A 21,138-nucleotide genomic window follows, 5' to 3' on the forward strand; every position below is an offset into this window, starting at 1 on the left:
GTAACCCCTGCTCAACACGGGCGAGGACGTATGCGGGTAGTGCATGGGCTGCTCACGGCGGCGCTGATCTTAACCATCTCTCCGGCGGTCGCCGCCCAGGCCGACGAGGTGCCGGAGCCACCGAAGGCCGTTCAGGAGCCGCCGAAGGCCGAGGAGGCCGCGGTCGCGGCCGCTCGGAGCGCCGGCCGGCCGGTGGAGATCGAATCGATGCGTACGGAGACCCGCCAGGTCTTCGCCAAACCGGACGGCACGCTCTCGATGGAGCTGAACGTCCGCCCGGTACGCGTCCGGCAGGCGGGCGGCTGGGTCCCCGTCGACACCACGCTCCGCCTCAACCCCGACGGCTCGGTCAGCCCGGCCGCGACGGCGATCGGGCTGAGGTTCTCCGGCGGCGGCAACGCCCCGCTGGCCAAGCTGTCGCGCGGCGCCAAGTCCCTGGAGCTCGGCTGGCAGGGCACGCTCCCCAAGCCCACGCTGAACGGCGACACCGCCACCTACGCCGAGGTCATGCCGGGCGTGGACCTCCAGGTCACCGCGGACGTGGACGGCTTCTCCCACATCCTGGTGGTCAAATCGCGGGCCGCCGCGGAGAGCATGACGGAGCTGACGTTCCCGCTGTCGGCCTCCGGCCTGTCGGTCGAGTCGGACAAGGCGGGCAACATCGAGGCCGTCGACAAGAACGAGGGCACGATCTTCACCGCGCCCACCCCGAAGATGTGGGACTCCAAGGGCATCACGAGCCCGCAGGCGCTCAAGGAGGGCCGCTCCCCGGAGGCGCGCGAGGCGACGATGGGCGTGGAACTGGCGGGCAAGCAACTGCGGCTCAAGCCCGACAGAACGATGATGACGGACCCGAACACCAAGTTCCCCGTCTATCTCGACCCGTACTTCTCGGCCGCCCGCAACGCCTGGACGGCGGTCTGGAGCAACTGGCCCAACTCCAACTACCTCAACTCCAGCGACGTCGCCCGGGTCGGCCACGTCGAGTCGCAGAAGAACCGCTCGTTCTTCCAGATGAACACCGGCTCGACCATCCACGGCAAGCAGATCATCAAGGCCACGCTGCGCACGTACGAGACGTGGTCGTACTCCTGCAGCGCCCGCAAGGTCGAGGCCTGGGCCACCAACACCATCAGCAAGGCCACGACCTGGAACAAGCAGCCCTCGTGGGTCAGGCTGCTGTCCACGGTGAACGTGGCCAAGGGCTGGGGCTCGTCCTGCCTGCCCGGCGGCGTCGAGTTCGACGTCACCTCGCAGGTCGTGGACGCCGCCGCCAAGAAGTGGCCCAACGTCACGATCGGTCTGCGGGCCACCAGCGAGACCGACGTGTACGCCTGGAAGAAGTTCAAGAACAACCCGAGCCTGGTCATCGAGTACAACTCGATCCCGTCCGACCCGGTGGCCGCCGACGCCTGGTCGGACCCGGGCGGCCCCTGCGTCTCCGGTGACGGGCGGCCGGTCATCAGCACGGCCACTCCCAAGCTGTGGGCCAAGCTCAAGGACACCGACAACTCGGTCAAGGGCCGTTTCGAGTGGTACAACGCCGCCGGGACCAAGACCGGCGAGTACGTCACCGCGACGGGTTCGTCCGGCTCCGCCTACTACGCGACGATCCCGGTCAGCCTGTACGCGGACGGCGCGCTGATCCGCTGGCGCGTCCGGGCCGAGGACGGCAAGGCCAACAGCGCCTGGAGTCCCTGGTGTGAGGCCACCGTGGACGCCACCGCGCCCGGCAGGGAGCCGGTCGTGACCTCGCCCCAGTACGCCGAGGAGGGCTGGAGCGACGGCGTCGGCCTGGCCGGCACGTTCACGTTCGATCCCAACGGTGTCACCGACGTGGCCGCCTACGTCTACGGGCTGGACACCACGCCGAAGTCCGAGGTGGCGCCCGCCGCCGACGGCACGGCCACGATCGCGCTCACCCCGCGCCACGATGGCCCCAACGTCCTGTCGGTACGCAGCAAGGACCGCGCGGGCCAGCTCGGCCCGATCCGCACCTACGTCTTCAACGTCAACGGCGGCAAGGGCCCGAACGGCCACTGGGCCATGAACGAGGGCCAGGGCGGCGTGACCGCCGACGCCACCGGCGCGCACCCCGCCACCCTGTACGGGACGTCGTGGACCACCGGCAGGACCGGCGCGGGGCTGAAGCTGGCCAACGCCTACGCCCAGACCACCGGCCCCATCACGGACACCAGCCGCAACTTCACCGTCACCGCCTGGGCCCGCCTGACGGGCACGACCGCCTCCGCCACCGCGCTCACCCAGGAAGGCGGCAGGACCGGCGCGGTCTCGCTGCAGTACAGCAAGACCGACGACCGGTGGGCGCTGGTGCTGACGGGCACGGACGCCGACAACGCGACGACCGTGCGCGCCCTGTCCGGGGCCGCTCCCCGGTTGAACGAGTGGACCCACCTGGCCGGCGTCTACGACTCGGCCGCCCGCCAGATCTCCCTCTACGTCAACGGCAGGCTCGAATCCACGGTCGCCGCCACCTCACCGTGGAACGCGGCCGGACCCCTCACCATCGGCCGCGGCAAGATCAACGGCGCAGCGGCGGACCCCTGGACGGGCGACCTCGACGAGGTCCGCGTCTACGGCCGCGCCATGTTCGCCGACGAACTCGCCGACCTGGTCAACAGCGCTGCCACGCTGGTCGGCCACTGGACGCTGGATGAGGAGTCCGGCCTGACGGCCGCCGACTCGTCGGGCAGGGCAACACCCGCGACCCTGTCGGGCGCAGCCTCGTGGACGGCCGGCTGGCTGGACGGCGCGCTCGCGCTCGACGGAGTCAACGGCTACGCCCAGACCACCGGCCCCGCCATCAGCACCAGATCCAGCTTCACCGTGGCCGCCTGGGTCCAACTCGACTACCTGCCCACCACCGACACCGCCGCCGTGGCCCAGCCCGGCAGCCGGACAGCCGGATTCCAGCTCGGCTTCGACAAGGAACAACAGCGGTGGACCCTCGGCATGAGAGCCGCCGACACCGACACCGCCACCCTCGTACGCACCCGCTCCGACGCCATCCCCAACCCACTGGAGTGGACCCACGTCGCCGGCGTCTACGACGCGCTGGCCGGCGAACTGCGCATCTACATCAACGGCCAACTCTCCACCACCACCATCACGTCCCACACGAGCGCGTGGAACGCCACCGGCCCGCTCCAGCTCGGACGGACCAAGACCGCGGGTGCCTTCACCGGCTACTGGCCGGGGACCGTGGACGACGTCCGCACGTACGACGGCGTGCTGAGCGCCGAGCAGATCGCTCAGCTGGCCGCCCAGTAAGTCCCTCTCAACACCGCCGGTAATACGGCAACGGGTGGGTGGGCCCGAGGCCCACCCACCCGTCATGCTCCGGCGTGTTACGCCTTCAGCCAGCTCATCATCGGACGCAGCTTGGCACCCGTCTTCTCGATCGGGTTCTCGGCCAGCTCGTCGCGGTGACGCTGGAACTCCTTCTGGCCGCCGTCGAACTCCTCGACGAGCTGCCGCGCGAAGGTGCCGTCCTGGATTTCGGCCAGGATCCGGCGCATCTCCTGACGGGTCTCGTCGGTGATGACGCGCGGGCCGCGGGTGTAGCCGCCGTACTCGGCCGTGTCGGAGACGGACCAGTACATCTTCGAGATGCCACCCTCGTACATGAGGTCGACGATCAGCTTCATCTCGTGCAGGCACTCGAAGTAGGCGACCTCGGGCTGGTAGCCCGCCTCGATGAGGGTCTCGAAGCCAGCCTTGATCAGCTCGGACACGCCGCCGCACAGCACGGCCTGCTCGCCGAACAGGTCGGTCTCCGTCTCCTCGGTGAACGTCGTGCGCAGCGCGCCGGCGCGGGTGCCGCCGATGCCCTTCGCGTACGAGAGCGCCAGGTCCAGCGCCTTGCCCGAGGCGTCCTTCTCGACGGCCACGAGACACGGCACGCCGCGCCCGGCCTCGAACTGGCGGCGGACGAGGTGGCCCGGGCCCTTGGGGGCGACCATGCACACGTCGACGCCCTCGGGCGCCTCGATGAGGCCGTAGCGGATGTTCAGGCCGTGGCCGAAGAACAGCGCGTCGCCCTCGACCAGGTTGGGGGCGACGTGGTCGGCGTACAGGTGGCGCTGGATGTGGTCCGGCGCGAGGATCATGGTGAGGTTGGCCTCCTCCACCGCCTCCGCCGGGGTGACGACCCGCAGCCCGTCGTTCTCCGCCTTCTCGCGGCTCTTGGAGCCCTCCGGCAGGCCGACACGCACGTCCACGCCGGAGTCACGCAGGGAGAGCGCGTGGGCGTGGCCCTGGCTGCCGTACCCCAGCACGGCCACGTGGCGCCCCTGGATGATCGACAGGTCGGCCTGGTCGTCGTAGTAGATCTCGGTCACTTGCTAATACCTTTCAGGCGGTACGGTCCAGTGCCCTGAGGGACCGGTCGGTGATGGAACGGGCGCCGCGGCCGATGGCCACCATGCCCGACTGGACGAGTTCTTTGATCCCGAACGGCTCGAGGACCTTGACGAACGCCTCGAGCTTGTCGGGAGTGCCGGTGACCTCGATGGTCACGGCGTCGGCGGCCACGTCGACGCAGCGCGCGCGGAAGAGGTTGACCAGCTCCAGCACGTGGGAACGGCTGTCGGCGTCGGCCTTGACCTTGATCAGCATCAGCTCGCGCTGGACGGACTGCGACGTGTCGAGCTCGACGATCTTCAGGACGTTCACCAGCTTGTTGAGCTGCTTGGTGACCTGCTCAAGCGGCAGCTCCTCGACGCTGACCACGATGGTCATGCGCGAGATGTCGTCGTGTTCGGTCGGCCCCACTGCCAGCGAGTCTATGTTGAAGCCCCTTCGGCTGAACAACGCGGACACGCGTGCCAGTACGCCCGGCTTGTTCTCGACAAGCACCGACAGAGTATGCCTACTCATCCTCGTTCTCCCACTTGGGCGCCATGTCACGGGCGATCTTGATGTCGTCGTTGCTGGTGCCCGCCGGGACCATGGGCCAGACCATGGCGTCCTGGTGGACGACGAAGTCGACCACGACGGGCACGTCGTTGATCTCCATGGCCTTCTTGATCACGGCGTCCACGTCCTCGGCACGCTCGCATCGCAGGCCCACACAACCATAGGCCTCGGCCAGCTTGACGAAGTCGGGGATGCGGCGGACCGTCTGCAGGTCGGTGTTGGAGTATCGCTGGTCGTAGAAGAGCGTCTGCCACTGGCGGACCATGCCGAGGTTGCCGTTGTTGATGACGGCGATCTTGACCGGCACGCCCTCCAGGGCGCAGGTGGCCAGCTCCTGGTTGGTCATCTGGAAGCAGCCGTCGCCGTCGATGGCCCACACCGTGGATTCGGGGCGGCCCATCTTGGCGCCCATCGCGGCCGGGACGGCGAAGCCCATCGTGCCGAGGCCGCCGGAGTTGATGAACGTGCCGGGGTTCTCGTAGTCGATGAACTGCGCGGCCCACATCTGGTGCTGGCCGACCCCGGCCACGTAGTACGTGTCGGGCCCAGCGATCGCGCTCAGCCGCTCCATGACGTACTGGGGCGCCAGCGTGCCGTCCTCGTACGTCTCGTAGCCCAGCGGGTACGTCTGCTTGTAGCCGTTGAGCGTCGTCCACCACTCGGTGTAGTCGCCCTTCTGGCCGGACGCCTGGATCACGGCGACCAGGTCGCTGATGACCTCCTTGCAGTCACCCACGATGGGCACGTCGGCGTGGCGGTTCTTGGAGATCTCCGCCGGGTCGATGTCGGCGTGCACGACCTTGGCGTACGGGGCGAACGACGCCAGGTCGCCGGTCACCCGGTCGTCGAAGCGCACGCCCAGCCCGATGAGCAGGTCGGCCTTCTGCAGCGCGCCCACGGCCGACACGCTGCCGTGCATGCCCGGCATGCCCATGTGCTGCGGGTGGCTGTCGGGGAACGTGCCGCGCGCCATCAGGGTGGTGATGACCGGGATGCCGGTCAGCTCGGCCAGCTGCAGCAGCTCGGCGGAGGCACGCGCCTTGTGGACGCCGCCGCCGACGTACAGGACCGGCCGCTTGGACTCGGCGATCAGCTTGGCGGCCTCGCGGATCTGCTTGGAGTGCGGCCTGGTGACCGGGCGGTAGCCCGGGAGCTGCATGGTCGGCGGCCAGCTGAAGGTGGTGTCGGCCTGCAACGCGTCCTTGGAGATGTCCACGAGAACCGGGCCGGGACGGCCGGTGGAGGCGATGTGGAAGGCCTCCATGATCGTGCGGGGGATGTCCGCCGGGTCCGTGATCAGGAAGTTGTGCTTCGTGATCGGCATGGTGATGCCGACGATGTCGGCTTCCTGGAACGCGTCCGTGCCGATGGCCGCGCTGGCCACCTGGCCGGTGATCGCCACGATCGGCACCGAGTCCATGTACGCGTCGGCAATCGGCGTCACCAGGTTGGTGGCACCGGGGCCGCTGGTGGCCATGCACACCCCGACCTTGCCGGTCGCCTGCGCGTAGCCCTCGGCCGCGTGACCGGCGCCCTGCTCGTGGCGTACGAGCACGTGCCGGACTTTGGTCGAGTCGTAGAGAGGATCGTAGGCCGGCAGAATGGCACCGCCCGGGATCCCGAACACTGTGTCGACTCCAACGTGCTCCAGCGCCCTCACCAGGGCCTGTGCACCTGTCATCCGTTCGGTCATCGGCTCGTTCCTTGCGTGGCTACTCGCTTAAGGACATAAAAAATGCCCCTTCCCACCGGGACGGCGGGTCTGGGGCGGCGCGCAGGTCGTCGTGCTTCGCTATCGGCCTGCGCGCCGGCGAAGTACTACGAGAATCTCACTGCGAAGCATGACCTACACCATAGCCGCACTGAATGCCCTGGTGCCAACTTCGTGGACACATGTCTCAAACAGTGAGACTCGTACGCATCAACGAGTCGACTCCGCGCGCCGCCATCGGCCGTGCGACCAGGAAGCCCTGACCCTTCGTGCACCCCATCCGCTTGAGCAGATCGAGCTGTTCGGGACGCTCTATCCCCTCTGCCACCACGATAAGCCCGAGGTCGTGGCCGAGCCGAACGATGGTACGGGTGAGCAGGGTCAGCGTGTCGTCGTTGCCCAGCCCCGACACGAACGACGGATCGATCTTGATCATGTCGACCGGGAGCTGCCGCAGGAACGCGAGCGACGCGTAACCCGTGCCGAAGTCGTCGATGGCCAGCCGCACCCCGAGCGCCCGCAGCTCCGACAGCCGCTTGATCGTCTCCTCGGCGTCCTCGACCAGCATCTCCTCGATCACCTCGAGGGTGAGCGCGGAGGCCGGCAGCCCGCTCTCGGCCAGCGCCTCCTCGACCGTCTCGACGAACCGCGGCGCGGTGATCTGCCGGGCCGACAGGTTGAGCGACAGGCCGATGTCCCAGGACGAGGCCCGCCAGGCGGCCACCTCGCGGCACGCCTCGCGCAGGATCCACTCCCCCAGCGGCACGATCAGCCCGGTGTCCTCGGCCGGGCCCAGGAACTGCTCGGGCGGCACGAACACCGACCCGCGCCACCACCGCACCAGCGCCTCGACCGAGGTCACCCGCGAGGTGGCCAGATCGACGATCGGCTGGTACTCGATCGCGAACTGCTGCTCGATCAGCGCCCGCTGCAGGTCGGCCGCCAGCTCCAGCCGGCGCACCACATCGGCGTGCATCTGCGCGGCGAACACCTCGACCCGCCGCCCGCCCAGCTCTTTGGAGCGCGCCATCGCGACATCCGCGTTACGGATGAGGTCTCCGGCCGGCATGTCGTCCTCGGTGAAGGCCACGCCCACGCTCGCGGTCAGCGCCACGTCGCGGTCGGCGACGCGGAACGGCTCCTGCGAGACCGCGCGTACGAGCCGCTCGGCCAGATCGACCGCGACCTGCGCGTCACCGCCCGTCTCCACGAGCACCGCGAACTCGTCGCCGCCCCACCGGGCGAGCGTGTCGTCGGCGCGTACGGCGCCGCGCAGCCTGCGCGCGGCCTGCCCGAGCAGGTAGTCGCCGCTGGCGTGGCCCACCGAGTCGTTGACCGAGGTGAACCCGTCGAGGTCGAGGAAGATGACCGCGACGTTGGCCGCTCCGGCGCCGGAGGTGCGCCCCGAGAGCACCTCGCGGGTGCGCTCCTCGAAGTAGGAGCGGTTGGGCAGCCCGGTGACGCCGTCGTGGAAGGTCAGGTGGGCGACCTGGTTGCGCAGCGCCTCCTCGTCGCTGACGTCCCTGGTGGTCACCAGCAGCAGCTCGTCGCCGCCGACGTGGCGGGTGGCGACCGACTCGGTGGGCCGCCACGTGCCGTCGGCCGCGCGCACCCGGCAGGCGATCAGGCAGGCGCCGGGCGCGGCGTTGTCCTCGTCGAGGTGCATGGCGCGCAGCGCGACCTGGATGCCGGGGACGTCCTCCGGGTGGATGTAATCGAAGATCGATCCGCCGACCACGTCTTCGGGGCGGTAGCCGTACGTGACCTCGACCCCGGCGTCGATCTCCCGCACCACACCCTCGTAGTCGGCGAGGAACACCACGTCGCCGGTGCTCTGGGCGAGCTCCCTGAGCTGCCGCTCACCGAGCTTGACCAGGCCGCGCAGGCGCATGTTGGTCGCCGAGACGAAGAACAGGCGGACGATCAGGAGCAGCACCACGGAGACCGCGACCACCACGACGCCGGTCACCGGCCGCTCGGCCCCGCCGCCCACCAGGTGGGCGAGCAGCGTGCAGGCGGCCACGGCGACCAGCCCCATCGGCACCAGCGCGACCACACCTCCGACGGCGGATCTCCCCGCCGCACCCGGACGCGGCGCCCACGGGATGGCGGCGAGCAGCAGGAACGCGACAGGCGCGAGCATGACGGTCCAGATCTGCGGATCGCCGCCGTCGAGCCTGGCGACGCCGGCCGCCAGGCCCGCCACGGTCATGGTGGCGAGCACGCCGACGCCCGCCAGGGCGAGCGGCCAGGAGGAGGCCCGGCTCGTCAGCACCGACGGGATCACGGCGCACGTCACCAGCAGCGCGATCATCGGCGGCAGCATGACCAGCGTGAACGCCGCCGGGTCCGCCGCGTCGTCGTAGACGTGCCGCAGCGCGGCCACCCAGCCGATCAGGAAGAGCGAGGCGGCGCACAGGTAGGCGTCGGTGACATGCCGTAAAACGACCCTGGCCGGGAATCTGCGGTCGGCGGCGATCAGCGCGCCTCCCGCCGTCACCACGGTGCCGAGCAGCACAAACAGGTCGGCGAAACTGACCAGGAAGCTCTCGGCGAACGGGCGCAACGCCACGCCGGCGGCCCAGATGACGGCTCCGCCGCCCATCCAGCGCGCGCCCAGCGCCGTCGGCCGGTGCCCGGCCGACTTCACCGAGGCGAACAGCAGCGAACCGGCCGCGATCAGCGCCGCCAGCCCGCCGGCGACAGCGCCGGTGAGCAAGGCCTCACCGCGTACGCCGAGCGCGGCGGCGAAGGCCACCGCGCCTGCCGCCGCCGCGGCGGTCAGCGGCACCCGTGGATCACGCCAGCGGATCACAGTCGTTGCCCATCCCGTCTCGAACCCTGCACCTGCGACCGCCGAAGCCCGGTCGATCACTTCGCCAGTGTGTGCGCTCGTGGGTGCGCGGGTGGTGACAACGCCGATGTCGTCACCGATCTGATAACCACACAGACCAATTTCCGCCAAGAGATCCTTGACAGCGAGTCAGGACCTCCTCGCAAAGGCAACCGTACGCACCGAAGGTCACGGACCAGCCACTTTCCGGGATCCTCTCAGTACGAGTCGGTGATGACGTTGACCAGCGGTTCGTCTGCGAGATAGCGCAGCAGCTGGGCGCGGATCAGGCGCAGCATGCGCCGCCCGGACGCGGGGGTGCTGCCCGCGACGTGCGGAGTGATCAGGAGGCCCGGAGCGCTCCAGAGGGGGTGGCCCTCGGGCAGCGGCTCGGGCGCGGTCACATCCAGCGCGGCGCGTAGCCTACCGTTTTTGAGCTCCGCGATCAGCGCGTCCGTGTCGACGATCCCGCCCCTGGCGGCGTTGACCAGCACGGCGCCGTCCTTCATCCGCGCCAGGAAAGCCGCGTCGACCATGCCCGCGGTGTCGGCCGTGGCGGGCACGAGCAGCACCACGACGTCAGCCTCCGGCAGCAGGGCTGGCAGCTCGTCCATGGCGTGCACGCCGTCGCGGGCGTTCCTGGCCACGCGTACGACCTCGACCTCGAACCCCTCCAGCCGCCTCTCCAGCGCGGCGCCGATGGAGCCGTAGCCGACGATGAGCACGGTGGAGTCGGCCAGCACGTCGGTGTGGTGGTAGGTCCACTCGCCCCTGCGCTGCGCGTCCACGAACCCGGGGAACTCCCGCAGCACCGCGATCATCGCCCCGACGGCCCATTCGGCGGTCCCGGCGTCGTGCACGCCGCGGGCGTTGCACAGCACCGCGCCGTCCGGCAGGTGCGGTCGGTACGGCTCCACACCCGCGGTGACGGTCTGCACCAGCCGCAGGGAGCTCATCCTGGCCAGCGTGCCCGGGACGTCCGGCACGGTGACGAGCGGCGGGATCCAGACCTCTACCTCGTCGATCCCTTCCGGCATCGGGGCTGTGCCATCGTAAACAGCACATTCAACCCCAGGCAGGTCGGACAGAACATCAGCCGCCGAATCGGACGGAACCCAGGTCTTCATGCCGAGAACCTTATGACTCCAAGGGAAGTATGGAACACATGAGGAAGCTCTGGACGCTCATGCTCATGGCCGTGCTCACCGCCTGTTCCAGCGGTCTGGCCGGCGGCGGGGAGGTGACGCCGACGGCCACCGCGCCGGCCGGGGCCGGGCCGGGAGAGCCCAGGGACGTGGTGACGGGGCTGGCGGTGCCGTGGGCGATCACGTTCCTGCCCGGAGGCGACGCGCTGGTCACGGAGCGTGACACGGCCAGGCTGCTTCGCGTGACCCGGGACGGGAAGGTGACCTCGCTGGGCACGATCCCGGGGGTGAGCGCGGCCGGCGAGGGCGGGCTGATGGGGGTGGCGGCAAAGGATCAGCACATATTCCTTTACTACACCGCGGAACAGGACAACCGGATCGTCCGCTACCAGCTCACCGGCGACCGCCTCGGCGACGAGCGGGTCCTGGTGCGGGGCATCCCCAAGGGCGGGATCCACAACGGGGGACGGCTCGCGTTCGGACCCGACGGGTTCCTGTACGCCTCCACCGGCGAGACCGGCGACGACCAGCTGGCCCAGCAGCGCGACTCGCTGGGCGGCAAGATCCTCCGCATGACCATGGACGGGGCGCCCGCGCCCGGCAACCCGTTCGGGACGCTCGTCTACAGCTACGGCCACCGCAACGTCCAGGGGCTGGCGTGGGACACGTCCGGCCGCCTGTACGCGTCGGAGTTCGGCCAGAACACCTATGACGAGGTGAACCTCATCAAGGCGGGAGGCAACTACGGCTGGCCGGAGGTCGAGGGGCGCAGCGACGACTCGCGCTACGTGAACCCCATCGTCACCTGGTCCACCGACGAGGCCTCGCCGTCGGGGATGGCGTACGCGAACGGCTCGCTGTGGGTGGGGGCGCTGCGCGGGACGCGGCTGTGGCAGGTCCCGCTGGCGGCGGACGGGTCGGCGGGCACGCCCGTCGCCCACTTCACCGGCCGCTACGGCCGCCTCCGCGCCGTCACCGCGGCCCCGGACGGGACGCTGTGGGTCGGCACCAGCAACAAGGACGGGCGCGGCTCCCCGCGGCCGGGTGACGACCGCATCCTCTCGGTCCCGCTCTCGTAACCCCGCCTCAGACGCCCCCAGACGCGCCCCAGACCCGGGCAAACGCCCTCGGGGCCCCGAAGTACCCGAAAGGGAACCCGGCGCCGCCCACACGCCACACACCGTCCGCGTCGCCCGTGCAGCACGCGGGCGGCGCCGCCGGCTCGGCTGCTGAGGTACGGACCCACGCCCGCCGGCGGGACAGCGCCCACACCGTAGGCGCGTCTCGGCGTGCCCCGTCTTCGGCGGAGGGCCGGGCGGGCGGCGAGCGGCAGGCGGGCGACGGCAGGCGGCGGGCGGCGGGCGGCGGGCGGCGGTAGGGAAACGCCAGTTCCCGCCCAGCGCGCGGTCGCGTCTCGGGGGCCGTCAGGTGGGAGGGGCTTGGCGTGGAAAGCGGCGGGCCGGGCCGTGGGAGGGCCCGGCCGGGAAAGGCACGGGCCCGGACCGTGCGAGGGTCCGGGCCGGGGAAGGACGTGGGCCGGAGGTGGCCCCGGGACGAGCGGGGGTCAGCTGCAGGTGGTCTGCGTCTGGGGCCGGTACTTGGTGGTCAGCTTCTTGTCCTTCTTGACCACCTTGCCGTCCTGGTGGAACACCCGGGTCACATCGATCGTGAACCCCTGCTCCCCCACCGTCGGCAAGCACCCGGGCGCCGAGCTGGTCTCGGTCCGGAACGGCCGGATGTCCCGCTTCTCGGACGCCACCGCCTCCACCTCGTCGTACCGCTCGGTGCTCCACAAGGTGACCGTCACCGAAGTCTCCGTGAAGGCCGTCTTGATCAGCACGCCGAAGTCGGAGTCGTTGCGCCACTTCAGGTCCGTGTCCGGATAGAGCAGCGCCACGTCCCGCCCGGGCGGGTAGCGGGGGGCGTAGAAGTCCATCGGCTGGTGCTCGACCAGGTCGAACCCGCCGAAGAAGGCCGCGTTGTACATGGTCGTGGCGAACTGGGAGACCCCGCCGCCGACGATGCTCACCATCCGCCCGCCGACGATCTGTCCCGCCTCGACGTACCCGTCCTCGACGGTGCGCTCGCCCACGACCTCGTTGATCGAGAACGTCGCCCCGGGCTTCACCAGCTGCCCGTCGAGCTCCTGCGCCATGCGCTGGATGTTCTTGACGCGAGGCTGGCCGGCGTCGAACGACGTGGTGAACGTGCCCACGGTCTCCTTGACCCCGAGGTCGCGTACCTGCTCCGTCGTGACCGCGGGGGCGACGGCGCCCAGCCGGACCGGGATCGTCCGGCTGCCGCCCTCGTCGAACAGCCGCTCGGCGTCCCTGGCCAGCAGCTTGTCGTTCACGCCCCGCCCCGTGCGGGCGGGCACCAGGACCGGCTTGCCGTTCACGATGTCGTACGTGGCGTCGCGCGGCTGCTGGGCCGCGTCCACCAGCCGGCTCTCCAGGGCCGCCAGCACCGCCGTGGTGTCGAACTGGGGCGCGAGCCCGCCGGAGCCGTCGGAGTTGTAGGTCAGGTTGGCGGCGATCATGGCCGGGGGGATCTGCGCCTGCTTGTCGCCGACCGTCAGCGTGACGGGCCCGGAGACGGCCTGCTTCGCCTTGGTGAGGGCGGTCGCGACGGCGTCGGCGCTGGTGACGGACTTGGCCGGCCTGAGGGTGAGCACGACGTTGCCGCCGCCCTGCAGGAAGGCGTCGCCGATCCGGCGCACGGCGTCCTCCCGGTCGAGCAGCACGCCGTCCTCGGGCTGGCGGGCCTTCGGCTCCAGCCCGGTGAAGGTCACCCGGCCCTCGCGGGGCTTCTTGTCAGCGGCCTCGGCCATGCCCTCGACGGTCCTGGCCAGCTGCGAGGAGTCGAGGTTCACCTTCGGCTGGAGCTGGGTCTTGCCGGTGAGGCCCCGCCACACCTCCTGCGGGCTGGGGAACCCGCTGGGCGCCTGGCCGATCGTGCCGACCACGTCGAGTTCGAGACCGGCCTCGTCGGACTGGATGGTCTCCTTGCGGCCGGCGATGTCGACCACGACCGGGCGGCTCAGCCGGGTGGCGAGCTCGTTGCGGAGCTTGTCGGCCGCCTGGGTGACGGTCAGCCCGCCGATGTCGACGCCCGAGACCTGGGTGCCGCGCAGGACGGAGCCCGACATGAGCACGGCGGGCACCACGTACGCCAGCGCCGCGAGCAGCACGACGCACACCAGCAGGCCCGGCAGGAGGCGGCGCTTGCGAGGCGGCTCGGGCTCGTACGAGGTCGGCCGCTCCGAGGGGGAGCCGAACACGGGCGCGGGCGGGGTCGGCGGTTGCTTGCCGTTCACCGGCCATGGCTGCGCCGGCGGCGCCACAGGGGGCAGCGCACCGCCCGAGGGACCGCCCGGGGCGCTCGGGCCTTGGGCCGGCCGGGGTTCCTGCCTGTCCGTGGGGCCGAAGATGTCCCGGGAGACACCCGGGGGCAGCCCTTCGATCCGCGGCTTCTTGGAGACCCCCGACGCGGGTAACGGCACCGAGGCGAACGGGTCGGTCGGTGATTCGATCGGTCCGGCGTTACGCACGCCTCAATCTCCTCCCGGTCCGCAGCCAAGTCTCAGGCAACAGTAAGGCACGCGGATCCGCATATGTCACGGGAAATGGCTACGGAAGTGTGTCAACCTAGCCACCGGTAGCGATGTTCCGGTCGTCCGGCGGTGCCGTAACGGGGCCGGAACTCGGCCTGCCCGGCCACGCACAGGTATTCGAGATAGCGGCGGACGCTCACCCTCGACAGGCCCGTGAGCTCGGCCGTCTCGGTCGCCGACAGGTCGCGGCCCGCCTCCCGGAGGGTGTCCGCGACCAGTTCGCACGTGGCCGCCGACAGCCCCTTCGGCATCGGCGCGGACGTCTTGGGGCTCCCGAAGAGCCGGTCCACGTCGTCCTGCCGCGCCTCGGGGCCGATGGCGGTCAGGCGCCTGCGGGTGTCGGCGTACTGCTGGAGCCGGTCGGTCAGCGCGGCGGCGGTGAAGGGCTTGATGAGGTAGTTGACGGCGCCGCCGCGCATGGCCTCCCTGACCGTGGGCACGTCGCGGGCTGCGCTGATCATGAGGACGTCCACGCCGTGGAGCTGATTGAGCACCTCAAGTCCCGACATGTCGGGCAGATAGATGTCGAGCAGCACGAGGTCCGGCCGCAGCTCGGCCACCGCGGTGAGCGCGTCGGCCCCGCTGTGCGCGACGGACACGACCCGGAACCCGGGTACGCGCGCCACGTAGCCGCTGTGGATGCGGGCGACCATGAAGTCGTCATCCACCACCAGCACCCGGATGTCACTCATGACCGCACCTCCGCCAGGAGCCCGGGCACGCGCACCACTGCCGCAGGTCCCGGCACGCGCACCTCCGCCGCGGGTCCCGGCACCGGGATCACGTGCGGCCCTTCGCCGGGAGCAGGGCCGTGAAGACCGCGCCGCCCGAGTTCCGTACACGTACCCAGCCGCCCCGGCGCAGACACGCCTGCCGGGTCAGCGCCAGCCCGAGCCCGCGCGGCCCCGACTGGGCGGCCTTGGTGGTGAACCCCTCCCTGAACACCTCTTCCACCAGGTCGGGCGCGATGCCCGGCCCGGAGTCGCCCACCCGTACGCGCAGCCCGCCGGCGTCGGCCTGCACCGACACCTCGATCGTGCCCTCGGCGCCGTCGAGCGCGTCGATGGCGTTGGCGACCAGGTTGCCGACCACGAGGACCGCGTCCTGCGGGTCGCCGAGCAGGCCCTCGGGCACGGCGGAGTCGTCCGACAGCACGAGCCGGGCGCCCCGCTCGGCCGCCTCGGCGGACTTGGCCAGCAGCAGGGCGGCCAGGGTGGGGTCCTGGACGCGTTCGCGCAGGTCGGTGACGTAGCTGCCGCCGGTGCTGCGGGTGATGAAGTTGATGGCCGCATCGTGCTCGCCCAGCTCCAGCAGGCCGACGATGGTGTGCATGCGGTTGGCGAACTCGTGCGCCTGCGCCCGCAGCGCGTCCGTCGCGCTGCTGGTGTCGTGGAGCTCGCGGGCCAGCCGGGTCAGCTCGGTGCGGTCCCGCAGGGTGACGACCCAGCCGCGGTGCTGGCCGCGTACCGAGACCGGGGTGCGGTTGAGCACCAGCACGCGCTCGCCGTGCAGCACGACGCGGTCCTCGCCGGGGTCGGCGCCCCCGAGCACGTCGCGCATGCGCTCGGAGACCGGCATCTGCGTCAGGTCCTCGCCGACGTTGCCCAGGAGCTCGCGGGCGGCGTCGTTGACCAGTGTGACGCGGCCGTTGAGGTCGAGCGCGAGCACGCCCTCCTTGACGCCGTGCAGCACACCCTCGCGCTGCTCCAGCAGCGCGGCGATCTCGCGCGGCTCCAGCCCGAACGTCTGCCTGCGCACCCGCGCGGTGATCACCGCGGCCAGCGTGAGCCCCGCCAGCAGCACGGCCAGCGCCGTCCAGATCAGCGGCGGGAGCGCGGCGCCGAGCTGGCCGACGACCGTGGTCTCCAGCACGCCGACCGAGACCAGGCCGATCACGCTGCCGTATTCGTCGCGGATGGGGGCCTTGCCCCTGACCGTGGTGCCGATCGTGCCGGTCTCGGTGCCGACCCAGCTCCTGCCGGTCTTGAGCACGGTGGTGCCGTCGGTGGACAGCTGCTTGCCGATCAGCAGGGTGTTGGGATGGGCGTAGCGCTTCTGCTCGGCGTTGGCGATCACGACATAGTCGGCGCCGGTCTCGTGCTGCACACTCATGGCCAGCGGCTGCAGGACCGTCTCCGGATTCTTCAGTTTGAACGCTTCCCTGACCTGTGGGAGCCCTGCCACGGACTGCGCGATGGCCAGCGCCCGCTGCTGGTGCAGCGAGTCGAGCTGATCGCGCGTGTGCTCGGCCCACACCCCTGCGGTGCCCCCGACGGCGAGGATCACGATCACCATCTGGAGCACGAACAGCTGGGTCCCGAGGGAGGCGTCCTGGACGCGTCTCACGTTGCACATGGAAACAAACGCAGGTCACGGCCAGGTTGCGACCAATACGACCACTATGACGGCAAGCGTGCAAAGCCTCGACGTGGGCGAGCGGGGGCTTCACGATCCCAGTTTTACAACCGTGAAACACCCCCTGGAGTGATCATGCGCTTGCGCGTATTCGCCGCCCTCGCGGCATTCTCCCTCGCCGCGCTGACCGGCTGCGGCGAGTCAGGCACCGGCACGTCCGCCAGCGGCTCCTTGCGGATCATGGCTCCGGCCTCCCCCGGCGGCGGCTGGGACCAGACCTCCCGCATCGCGGAGCAGGCGATCAAGGCCGCCGACTCCAAGCGCAAGGTCGAGGTGTACAACGTGCCCGGCGCGGGCGGCACGATCGGCCTGGCGCAGCTCGCGGGCGAGAAGGGCAACGGCAACCTGCTGATGACCATGGGCCTGGTCATGGTCGGCGCCATCGAGCAGAACAAGTCCAAGGTCACCCTGGCCGAGACCACTCCGATCGCCAAGCTGACCGAGGAGTACGAGATCGTCGTCGTCCCGGCCGAGTCCCCGTACAAGTCGCTCGCCGACATGGTGGCGGCCTGGAAGGCCGACCCGAAGAAGGTGTCGATCTCGGGCGGGTCCGCCGGCGGCACCGACCACATCGTGGCGGGCCTGATGGCCAAGGCCGCGGGCGTGGACCCGAAGCAGGTCAACTACATCGCCCACTCCGGCGGCGGCGAGGCGCTCAACGAGCTGCTCGGCAACAAGGTCAGCGCGGGCATCTCGGGCGTGGCCGAGTTCGCGGAGCACGTGAAGTCCGGCAAGCTGCGCGCCCTCGGCGTGACCTCCGCCGAGCGGATCCCCGGCCTGGACGCGCCCACGCTGAAGGAGGGCGGCCTGGACGTCTCGCTGGCCAACTGGCGCGGCTTCGTCGCCCCCGGCGGCCTGTCCGACGCCGACAAGAAGGCGCTGACCGACCTGGTCACCAAGATGCACGACTCGCAGCCGTGGAAGGACGCGGTGAGCAAGAACGGCTGGATCGACTCGTTCCAGACCGGGCAGCAGTTCACCGACTTCCTGAGCTCCGAGCAGACCCGGGTCAAGGGCATCATCGCCGAGATGGGGCTCGTTTCCTGATGGCTCGCTGGTGGCGGCCCGAGCTCGGGCTGGCGGTCGTGGTGCTGGGCCTGGGCGTGCTCGTCGTGATCGGGACGCTGGACGTCTCCGCGGCGGCCTCCCAGCTCGGCATCGGGCCCCGTTTCTTCCCCATGCTGGTGGGCGGCGCCATGGTGCTCATCGGCCTGTTCTACGTGGCCGACGTCCTCCGCGGCGGCCACGGCGACCCTGAGGAGAGCGAGGACGTGGACGTGGAGGCGCCCACGGACTGGCGCAGCGTCGGGCTGGTCAGCGGGATCTTCCTGGCGTTCACGGCGCTCCTCAACGTGCTCGGCTGGATCATCGGCGCGAGCCTGCTGTTCTTCGGGCTGTCGCTGGCGCTCGGGGCCGAGCACAAGGTGCGCACGGCCGTGATCTCGGTGGTCGTGGGGCTCGCCACGTACCTGCTATTCGTCAAGGGCCTCGGCGTGTCGCTGCCGGGCGGGCTGCTGGCGGGGGTGATCTAGGTGGAGTCGCTCCAGCTTCTGCTCGACGGCTTCGCCGCCGCGCTCACCCCCGTCAACCTCCTGTACGCGCTCGTCGGCGTCACGCTCGGCACCCTCGTCGGCGTGCTGCCCGGCATCGGGCCCGCGATGACCGTGGCGCTGCTCCTGCCGATCACGTTCACGGTGCCGCCGGCCAGCGCGTTCATCATGTTCGCGGGCATCTACTACGGCGGCATGTACGGCGGCTCGACCACCTCCATCCTGCTCAACACGCCCGGCGAGTCCTCGTCGATGATCACGGCGCTGGAGGGCAACAAGATGGCCCGGCGCGGCCGGGCGGCGCAGGCGCTGGCCACGGCGGCCATCGGCTCGTTCGTGGCCGGGACGATCGCCACGGCACTGCTGGTCGTGGCCGCGCCCGCCGTGGTGAGCTTCGCGATCTCGTTCGGCCCCGAGGACTACTTCGCGCTGGCGATCCTGGCCTTCACCGCCGTGTCGTCCGTGCTGTCCCGCTCGGTCGTGCGCGGCCTGGCCTCTCTGGGCCTCGGGCTGGTGATCGGGCTCATCGGCATCGACCAGCAGACCGGCCAGGCCCGGCTCACCATGGGCATCCCGCAGTTGCTCGACGGCATCGACGTCGTGATCGTCGCGGTGGGGCTCTTCGCGCTCGGCGAGGCCCTCTACGTGGCCTCGCGGCTGCGCCACGACACGCCCGAGGTCGTGCCCGTCGGACGGGCGTGGATGGGGCGCGCGGACTGGCGGCGCTCCTGGTTCCCGTGGCTGCGCGGCACGGCGCTGGGCTTCCCGTTCGGCGCGCTGCCCGGCGGCGGGGCGGAGATCCCCACCTTCCTGTCGTACGCGGCCGAGAAGCGGCTGGCGCGCGGACAGGCCCGCGAGGAGTTCGGCAAGGGGGCCATCGAGGGTGTGGCCGGGCCCGAGGCGGCCAACAACGCCTCCGCGGCGGGCACCCTGGTCCCGCTGCTCACGCTGGGCCTGCCCACGTCGGCGACGGCCGCGATCCTGCTGGCCGCCTTCCAGCAGTACGGGCTCCAGCCCGGGCCGCAACTGTTCGACCACAACCCGGCGCTGGTGTGGGGCATGATCGCGTCGCTGTTCATCGGCAACACGATGCTGCTGGTGCTGAACCTGCCCCTCGCTCCCCTGTGGGCTCGCGTCCTACGGATCCCCCGCCCGTACCTGTACGCCGGGATCGTCCTGTTCGCCGCCCTCGGCGTCTACGCCCTGAACGGCACCGTCGTGGACCTCGTGGTCCTGTACGTCCTGGGTCTCCTGGGCTACGCCATGCGCCGCTTCGGCCTGCCGGTCGCCCCCGCGGTGATCGGCATGATCCTGGGCCCGATGGCGGAGATCCAGCTCCGCCGGGCCCTGGCGATCGGGGCCGGCGACGTGACGGTCCTCGTGCGCAGCCCGGTCGCCGTGGTGCTGCTGGTCCTGGCCGCCCTGGCGTTGCTCACGCCGGTGTTCAGGACGCTGTCGGCCCGGCGGCGTGCGGTCACGCCGGTCGATTGACGGGCTCACGAGCTGGTTCCGCCGGTGCCACCGGATCGGCGGAACCGCTCGTGGCCCGGCGCCCGAAAGACCGGGGCGCGATCGCCAGCCCGGCCAGCGCCATGACCAGCGTGGCCGCGTACACCGTCCAGTATCCCGAGTGGGCCGCCGTGAACAGCGCACTGGTGACGGCCACCGCCACCACCGAGAACACCGACTCGCCCACCTGCAACGCCGAGCTGTTCCTGCCCTGCTCGCCGGGTGCCGACAGCTCCAGCGTCAGCACCGACAGCGTCGGGTAGAGCAGGCCGATCCCGAAGCCGGTGATGATCCACGCCGGGTAGGCCAGCGCCACCGGCACCGCGGTGAACGTCACCGTGCCCATGAGCAGGATGCCCAGCGCCAGCATGGCCGAGCCCAGCCGCAGGTTCGTCGCCTGGCTGAAGGTCTCGCGGCCCTGCAGCCACGAGGCGAACGACCAGGTCAGAGAGCCTCCCATGAGCACGAGGCCGGCGGCCAGCGTCGACAGGCCGCGCGCCTGGATCAGCATGAGCGGCACGATCACCTCGGCCGCGAAGAACGCGCCGGAGGCCAGGCCGCGCAGCCCGACCACGGACGGCAGCCCGCGGGCGGCGCGCAGCGTACCGGCGGGAAGCAGCCTGGGCAGCGCCACGAGCAGCACCGCCAGGCCCGCGACCAGCAGCACGAGCCGCCCGTCGCTGCCGTACTGCATGAACCCGGCGCCCACGGCCGTCACGACCGCCCAGCCGATCTTCCCCGGCAGGCCGGGCTCGGACTCGCTCTGCCCACCGGCCAAAGGCTGACCCGCCAGCCCGCGCAGCAGCACCAGGCCGCCCGCCACGGTCAGCATCGGCACCAACAGGAACACCCAGCGCCACCCGAGCGTCTCGGTCACCACCCCCACGATCGCCGGCCCCGCCATCGAGGGCACCACCCACGCGGTCGCAAAGAGGGAGAAGATCCGCGGATGCAGCTCCTCGGGATAGACCCGGGCCACCACGACATAGAGCGCCACGCTGACCAGCGCGCCGCCGAACCCCTGCAGGAACCGGCCCGCGATCAGCACCTCCATGCTCGGCGCCAGCCCCACCACCGTCAGACCGCCGACAAACCCCGCCACACCGGTCCACAGGGGCGCCAGGGGGCCGCGTACGTCCGCCCACCGGCCGCCGAGCACGGTGCCCACCACGCTGGCCGCCATCGCCCCGCTGAACGCCAGACCGTAGAGCTCCAGCCCGCCGAGCTCCTTGGCCACGACCGGCATGGCGATCGCGACCGCCATGTACTCGAAGGCCACCAGCGACACCATCGCCACCAGGCCCGCCGTCAACGCTTTTCTCTTCATGCCCCGAACGCTACGGAGCCCCGCCTCCCGGCGCCTCCAGCGCCGGTCCTAGCCGGCCCCGGCAATTGGGCCTAGGACCCCGCGCCAACGATGAGGG

14 protein-coding genes are annotated in these 21,138 nt (G+C 70.8%); 5 read left to right on the top strand and 9 right to left on the bottom strand.

What is annotated here, in order from left to right:
- Window positions 1-30: 30 nt before the first annotated feature.
- Window positions 31-3,291: a LamG-like jellyroll fold domain-containing protein gene (locus AB0J87_RS43000; protein WP_363976186.1), complete on the top strand. Its 3,261-nt coding sequence runs from the start codon at window positions 31-33 to the stop codon at window positions 3,289-3,291.
- A gap of 77 nt (window positions 3,292-3,368) precedes the next feature.
- Here the strand turns inward: AB0J87_RS43000 and ilvC are convergent, their stop codons facing one another.
- The 5 genes from ilvC to AB0J87_RS43025 all read right to left on the bottom strand — a co-directional run bounded on the left by ilvC (window position 3,369) and on the right by AB0J87_RS43025 (window position 10,519).
- Window positions 3,369-4,352, bottom strand: a complete 984-nt coding sequence (gene ilvC / locus AB0J87_RS43005; RefSeq protein ID WP_350729809.1) for a ketol-acid reductoisomerase — start codon at window positions 4,350-4,352, stop codon at window positions 3,369-3,371.
- 22 nt (window positions 4,353-4,374) lie between these two features.
- A complete protein-coding gene (gene ilvN / locus AB0J87_RS43010) occupies window positions 4,375-4,899 on the bottom strand; it encodes an acetolactate synthase small subunit (RefSeq protein WP_349450824.1) in 525 nt (174 codons plus the stop codon).
- Window positions 4,892-6,631 (bottom strand): acetolactate synthase large subunit, encoded by a 1,740-nt coding sequence (locus AB0J87_RS43015; protein WP_363976190.1) that lies wholly within the window; start codon window positions 6,629-6,631, stop codon window positions 4,892-4,894. The genes ilvN and AB0J87_RS43015 overlap by 8 nt, the downstream gene beginning before the upstream one ends.
- 205 nt (window positions 6,632-6,836) lie before the next feature.
- Window positions 6,837-9,464: an EAL domain-containing protein gene (locus AB0J87_RS43020; protein ID WP_363976193.1), complete on the bottom strand. Its 2,628-nt coding sequence runs from the start codon at window positions 9,462-9,464 to the stop codon at window positions 6,837-6,839.
- 236 nt (window positions 9,465-9,700) lie between these two features.
- Window positions 9,701-10,519, bottom strand: a complete 819-nt coding sequence (locus tag AB0J87_RS43025) for a 2-hydroxyacid dehydrogenase (protein WP_363976196.1) — start codon at window positions 10,517-10,519, stop codon at window positions 9,701-9,703.
- A gap of 128 nt (window positions 10,520-10,647) precedes the next feature.
- On the opposite strand from AB0J87_RS43025, the gene AB0J87_RS43030 reads away from it, so the two are divergent.
- Window positions 10,648-11,706, top strand: a complete 1,059-nt coding sequence (locus AB0J87_RS43030) for a PQQ-dependent sugar dehydrogenase (protein ID WP_363976199.1) — start codon at window positions 10,648-10,650, stop codon at window positions 11,704-11,706.
- A gap of 485 nt (window positions 11,707-12,191) precedes the next feature.
- Here AB0J87_RS43030 and AB0J87_RS43035 read toward each other — a convergent pair whose 3' ends face one another.
- The 3 genes from AB0J87_RS43035 to AB0J87_RS43045 form a co-directional block, all read right to left on the bottom strand.
- The gene (locus AB0J87_RS43035; RefSeq protein ID WP_350729594.1) at window positions 12,192-14,177 is read right to left on the bottom strand and encodes a VanW family protein; all 1,986 of its coding nucleotides are present in this window, start codon (window positions 14,175-14,177) and stop codon (window positions 12,192-12,194) included.
- A gap of 92 nt (window positions 14,178-14,269) precedes the next feature.
- A complete protein-coding gene (locus AB0J87_RS43040; protein WP_363976203.1) occupies window positions 14,270-14,932 on the bottom strand; it encodes a response regulator in 663 nt (220 codons plus the stop codon).
- Window positions 14,933-15,020: 88 nt separating this feature from the next.
- Window positions 15,021-16,595 (bottom strand): sensor histidine kinase, encoded by a 1,575-nt coding sequence (locus AB0J87_RS43045; RefSeq protein WP_363976206.1) that lies wholly within the window; start codon window positions 16,593-16,595, stop codon window positions 15,021-15,023.
- Between the two features lie 135 nt (window positions 16,596-16,730).
- Between AB0J87_RS43045 and AB0J87_RS43050 the strand changes: the two genes are divergently transcribed.
- From AB0J87_RS43050 to AB0J87_RS43060, 3 genes are read left to right on the top strand one after another with little or no spacing between them, the layout of a single operon-like run.
- Entirely contained in the window at window positions 16,731-17,702 is a 972-nt protein-coding gene (locus tag AB0J87_RS43050; RefSeq protein WP_350729589.1) for a tripartite tricarboxylate transporter substrate binding protein, read from the top strand.
- Window positions 17,702-18,187 carry a tripartite tricarboxylate transporter TctB family protein gene (locus AB0J87_RS43055; RefSeq protein ID WP_363976210.1) on the top strand — a complete coding sequence of 162 codons (486 nt, stop codon included), beginning with the start codon at window positions 17,702-17,704 and terminating at the stop codon, window positions 18,185-18,187. Before AB0J87_RS43050 ends, AB0J87_RS43055 begins: the two co-directional genes overlap by 1 nt.
- Complete coding sequence (locus AB0J87_RS43060; protein ID WP_363976213.1) at window positions 18,188-19,696, top strand: tripartite tricarboxylate transporter permease; 1,509 nt, start codon at window positions 18,188-18,190, stop codon at window positions 19,694-19,696.
- Here the strand turns inward: AB0J87_RS43060 and AB0J87_RS43065 are convergent.
- Window positions 19,680-21,041, bottom strand: a complete 1,362-nt coding sequence (locus AB0J87_RS43065; RefSeq protein WP_363976216.1) for an MFS transporter — start codon at window positions 21,039-21,041, stop codon at window positions 19,680-19,682. The two genes, AB0J87_RS43060 and AB0J87_RS43065, sit on opposite strands and share 17 nt — an antisense overlap.
- Window positions 21,042-21,138: the final 97 nt, after the last annotated feature.

It is taken from the genome of Nonomuraea sp. NPDC049625 (assembly GCF_040675285.1).
Lineage (GTDB): Bacteria > Actinomycetota > Actinomycetes > Streptosporangiales > Streptosporangiaceae > Nonomuraea > Nonomuraea angiospora_A.

Excerpts from the sequence above, each read along its gene's own strand:
- AB0J87_RS43025 (WP_363976196.1), bottom strand. The coding sequence starts at position 10,519 with ATGCCGGAAGGGATCGACGAGGTAGAGGTCTGGATCCCGCCGCTCGTC.
- AB0J87_RS43045 (WP_363976206.1), bottom strand. The coding sequence starts at position 16,595 with ATGTGCAACGTGAGACGCGTCCAGGACGCCTCCCTCGGGACCCAGCTG.
- AB0J87_RS43000 (WP_363976186.1), top strand. The coding sequence starts at position 31 with ATGCGGGTAGTGCATGGGCTGCTCACGGCGGCGCTGATCTTAACCATC.
- AB0J87_RS43050 (WP_350729589.1), top strand. The coding sequence starts at position 16,731 with ATGCGCTTGCGCGTATTCGCCGCCCTCGCGGCATTCTCCCTCGCCGCG.
- AB0J87_RS43015 (WP_363976190.1), bottom strand. The coding sequence starts at position 6,631 with ATGACCGAACGGATGACAGGTGCACAGGCCCTGGTGAGGGCGCTGGAG.
- AB0J87_RS43040 (WP_363976203.1), bottom strand. The coding sequence starts at position 14,932 with ATGAGTGACATCCGGGTGCTGGTGGTGGATGACGACTTCATGGTCGCC.
- ilvN (WP_349450824.1), bottom strand. The coding sequence starts at position 4,899 with ATGAGTAGGCATACTCTGTCGGTGCTTGTCGAGAACAAGCCGGGCGTA.
- AB0J87_RS43065 (WP_363976216.1), bottom strand. The coding sequence starts at position 21,041 with ATGAAGAGAAAAGCGTTGACGGCGGGCCTGGTGGCGATGGTGTCGCTG.
- AB0J87_RS43030 (WP_363976199.1), top strand. The coding sequence starts at position 10,648 with ATGAGGAAGCTCTGGACGCTCATGCTCATGGCCGTGCTCACCGCCTGT.
- AB0J87_RS43055 (WP_363976210.1), top strand. The coding sequence starts at position 17,702 with ATGGCTCGCTGGTGGCGGCCCGAGCTCGGGCTGGCGGTCGTGGTGCTG.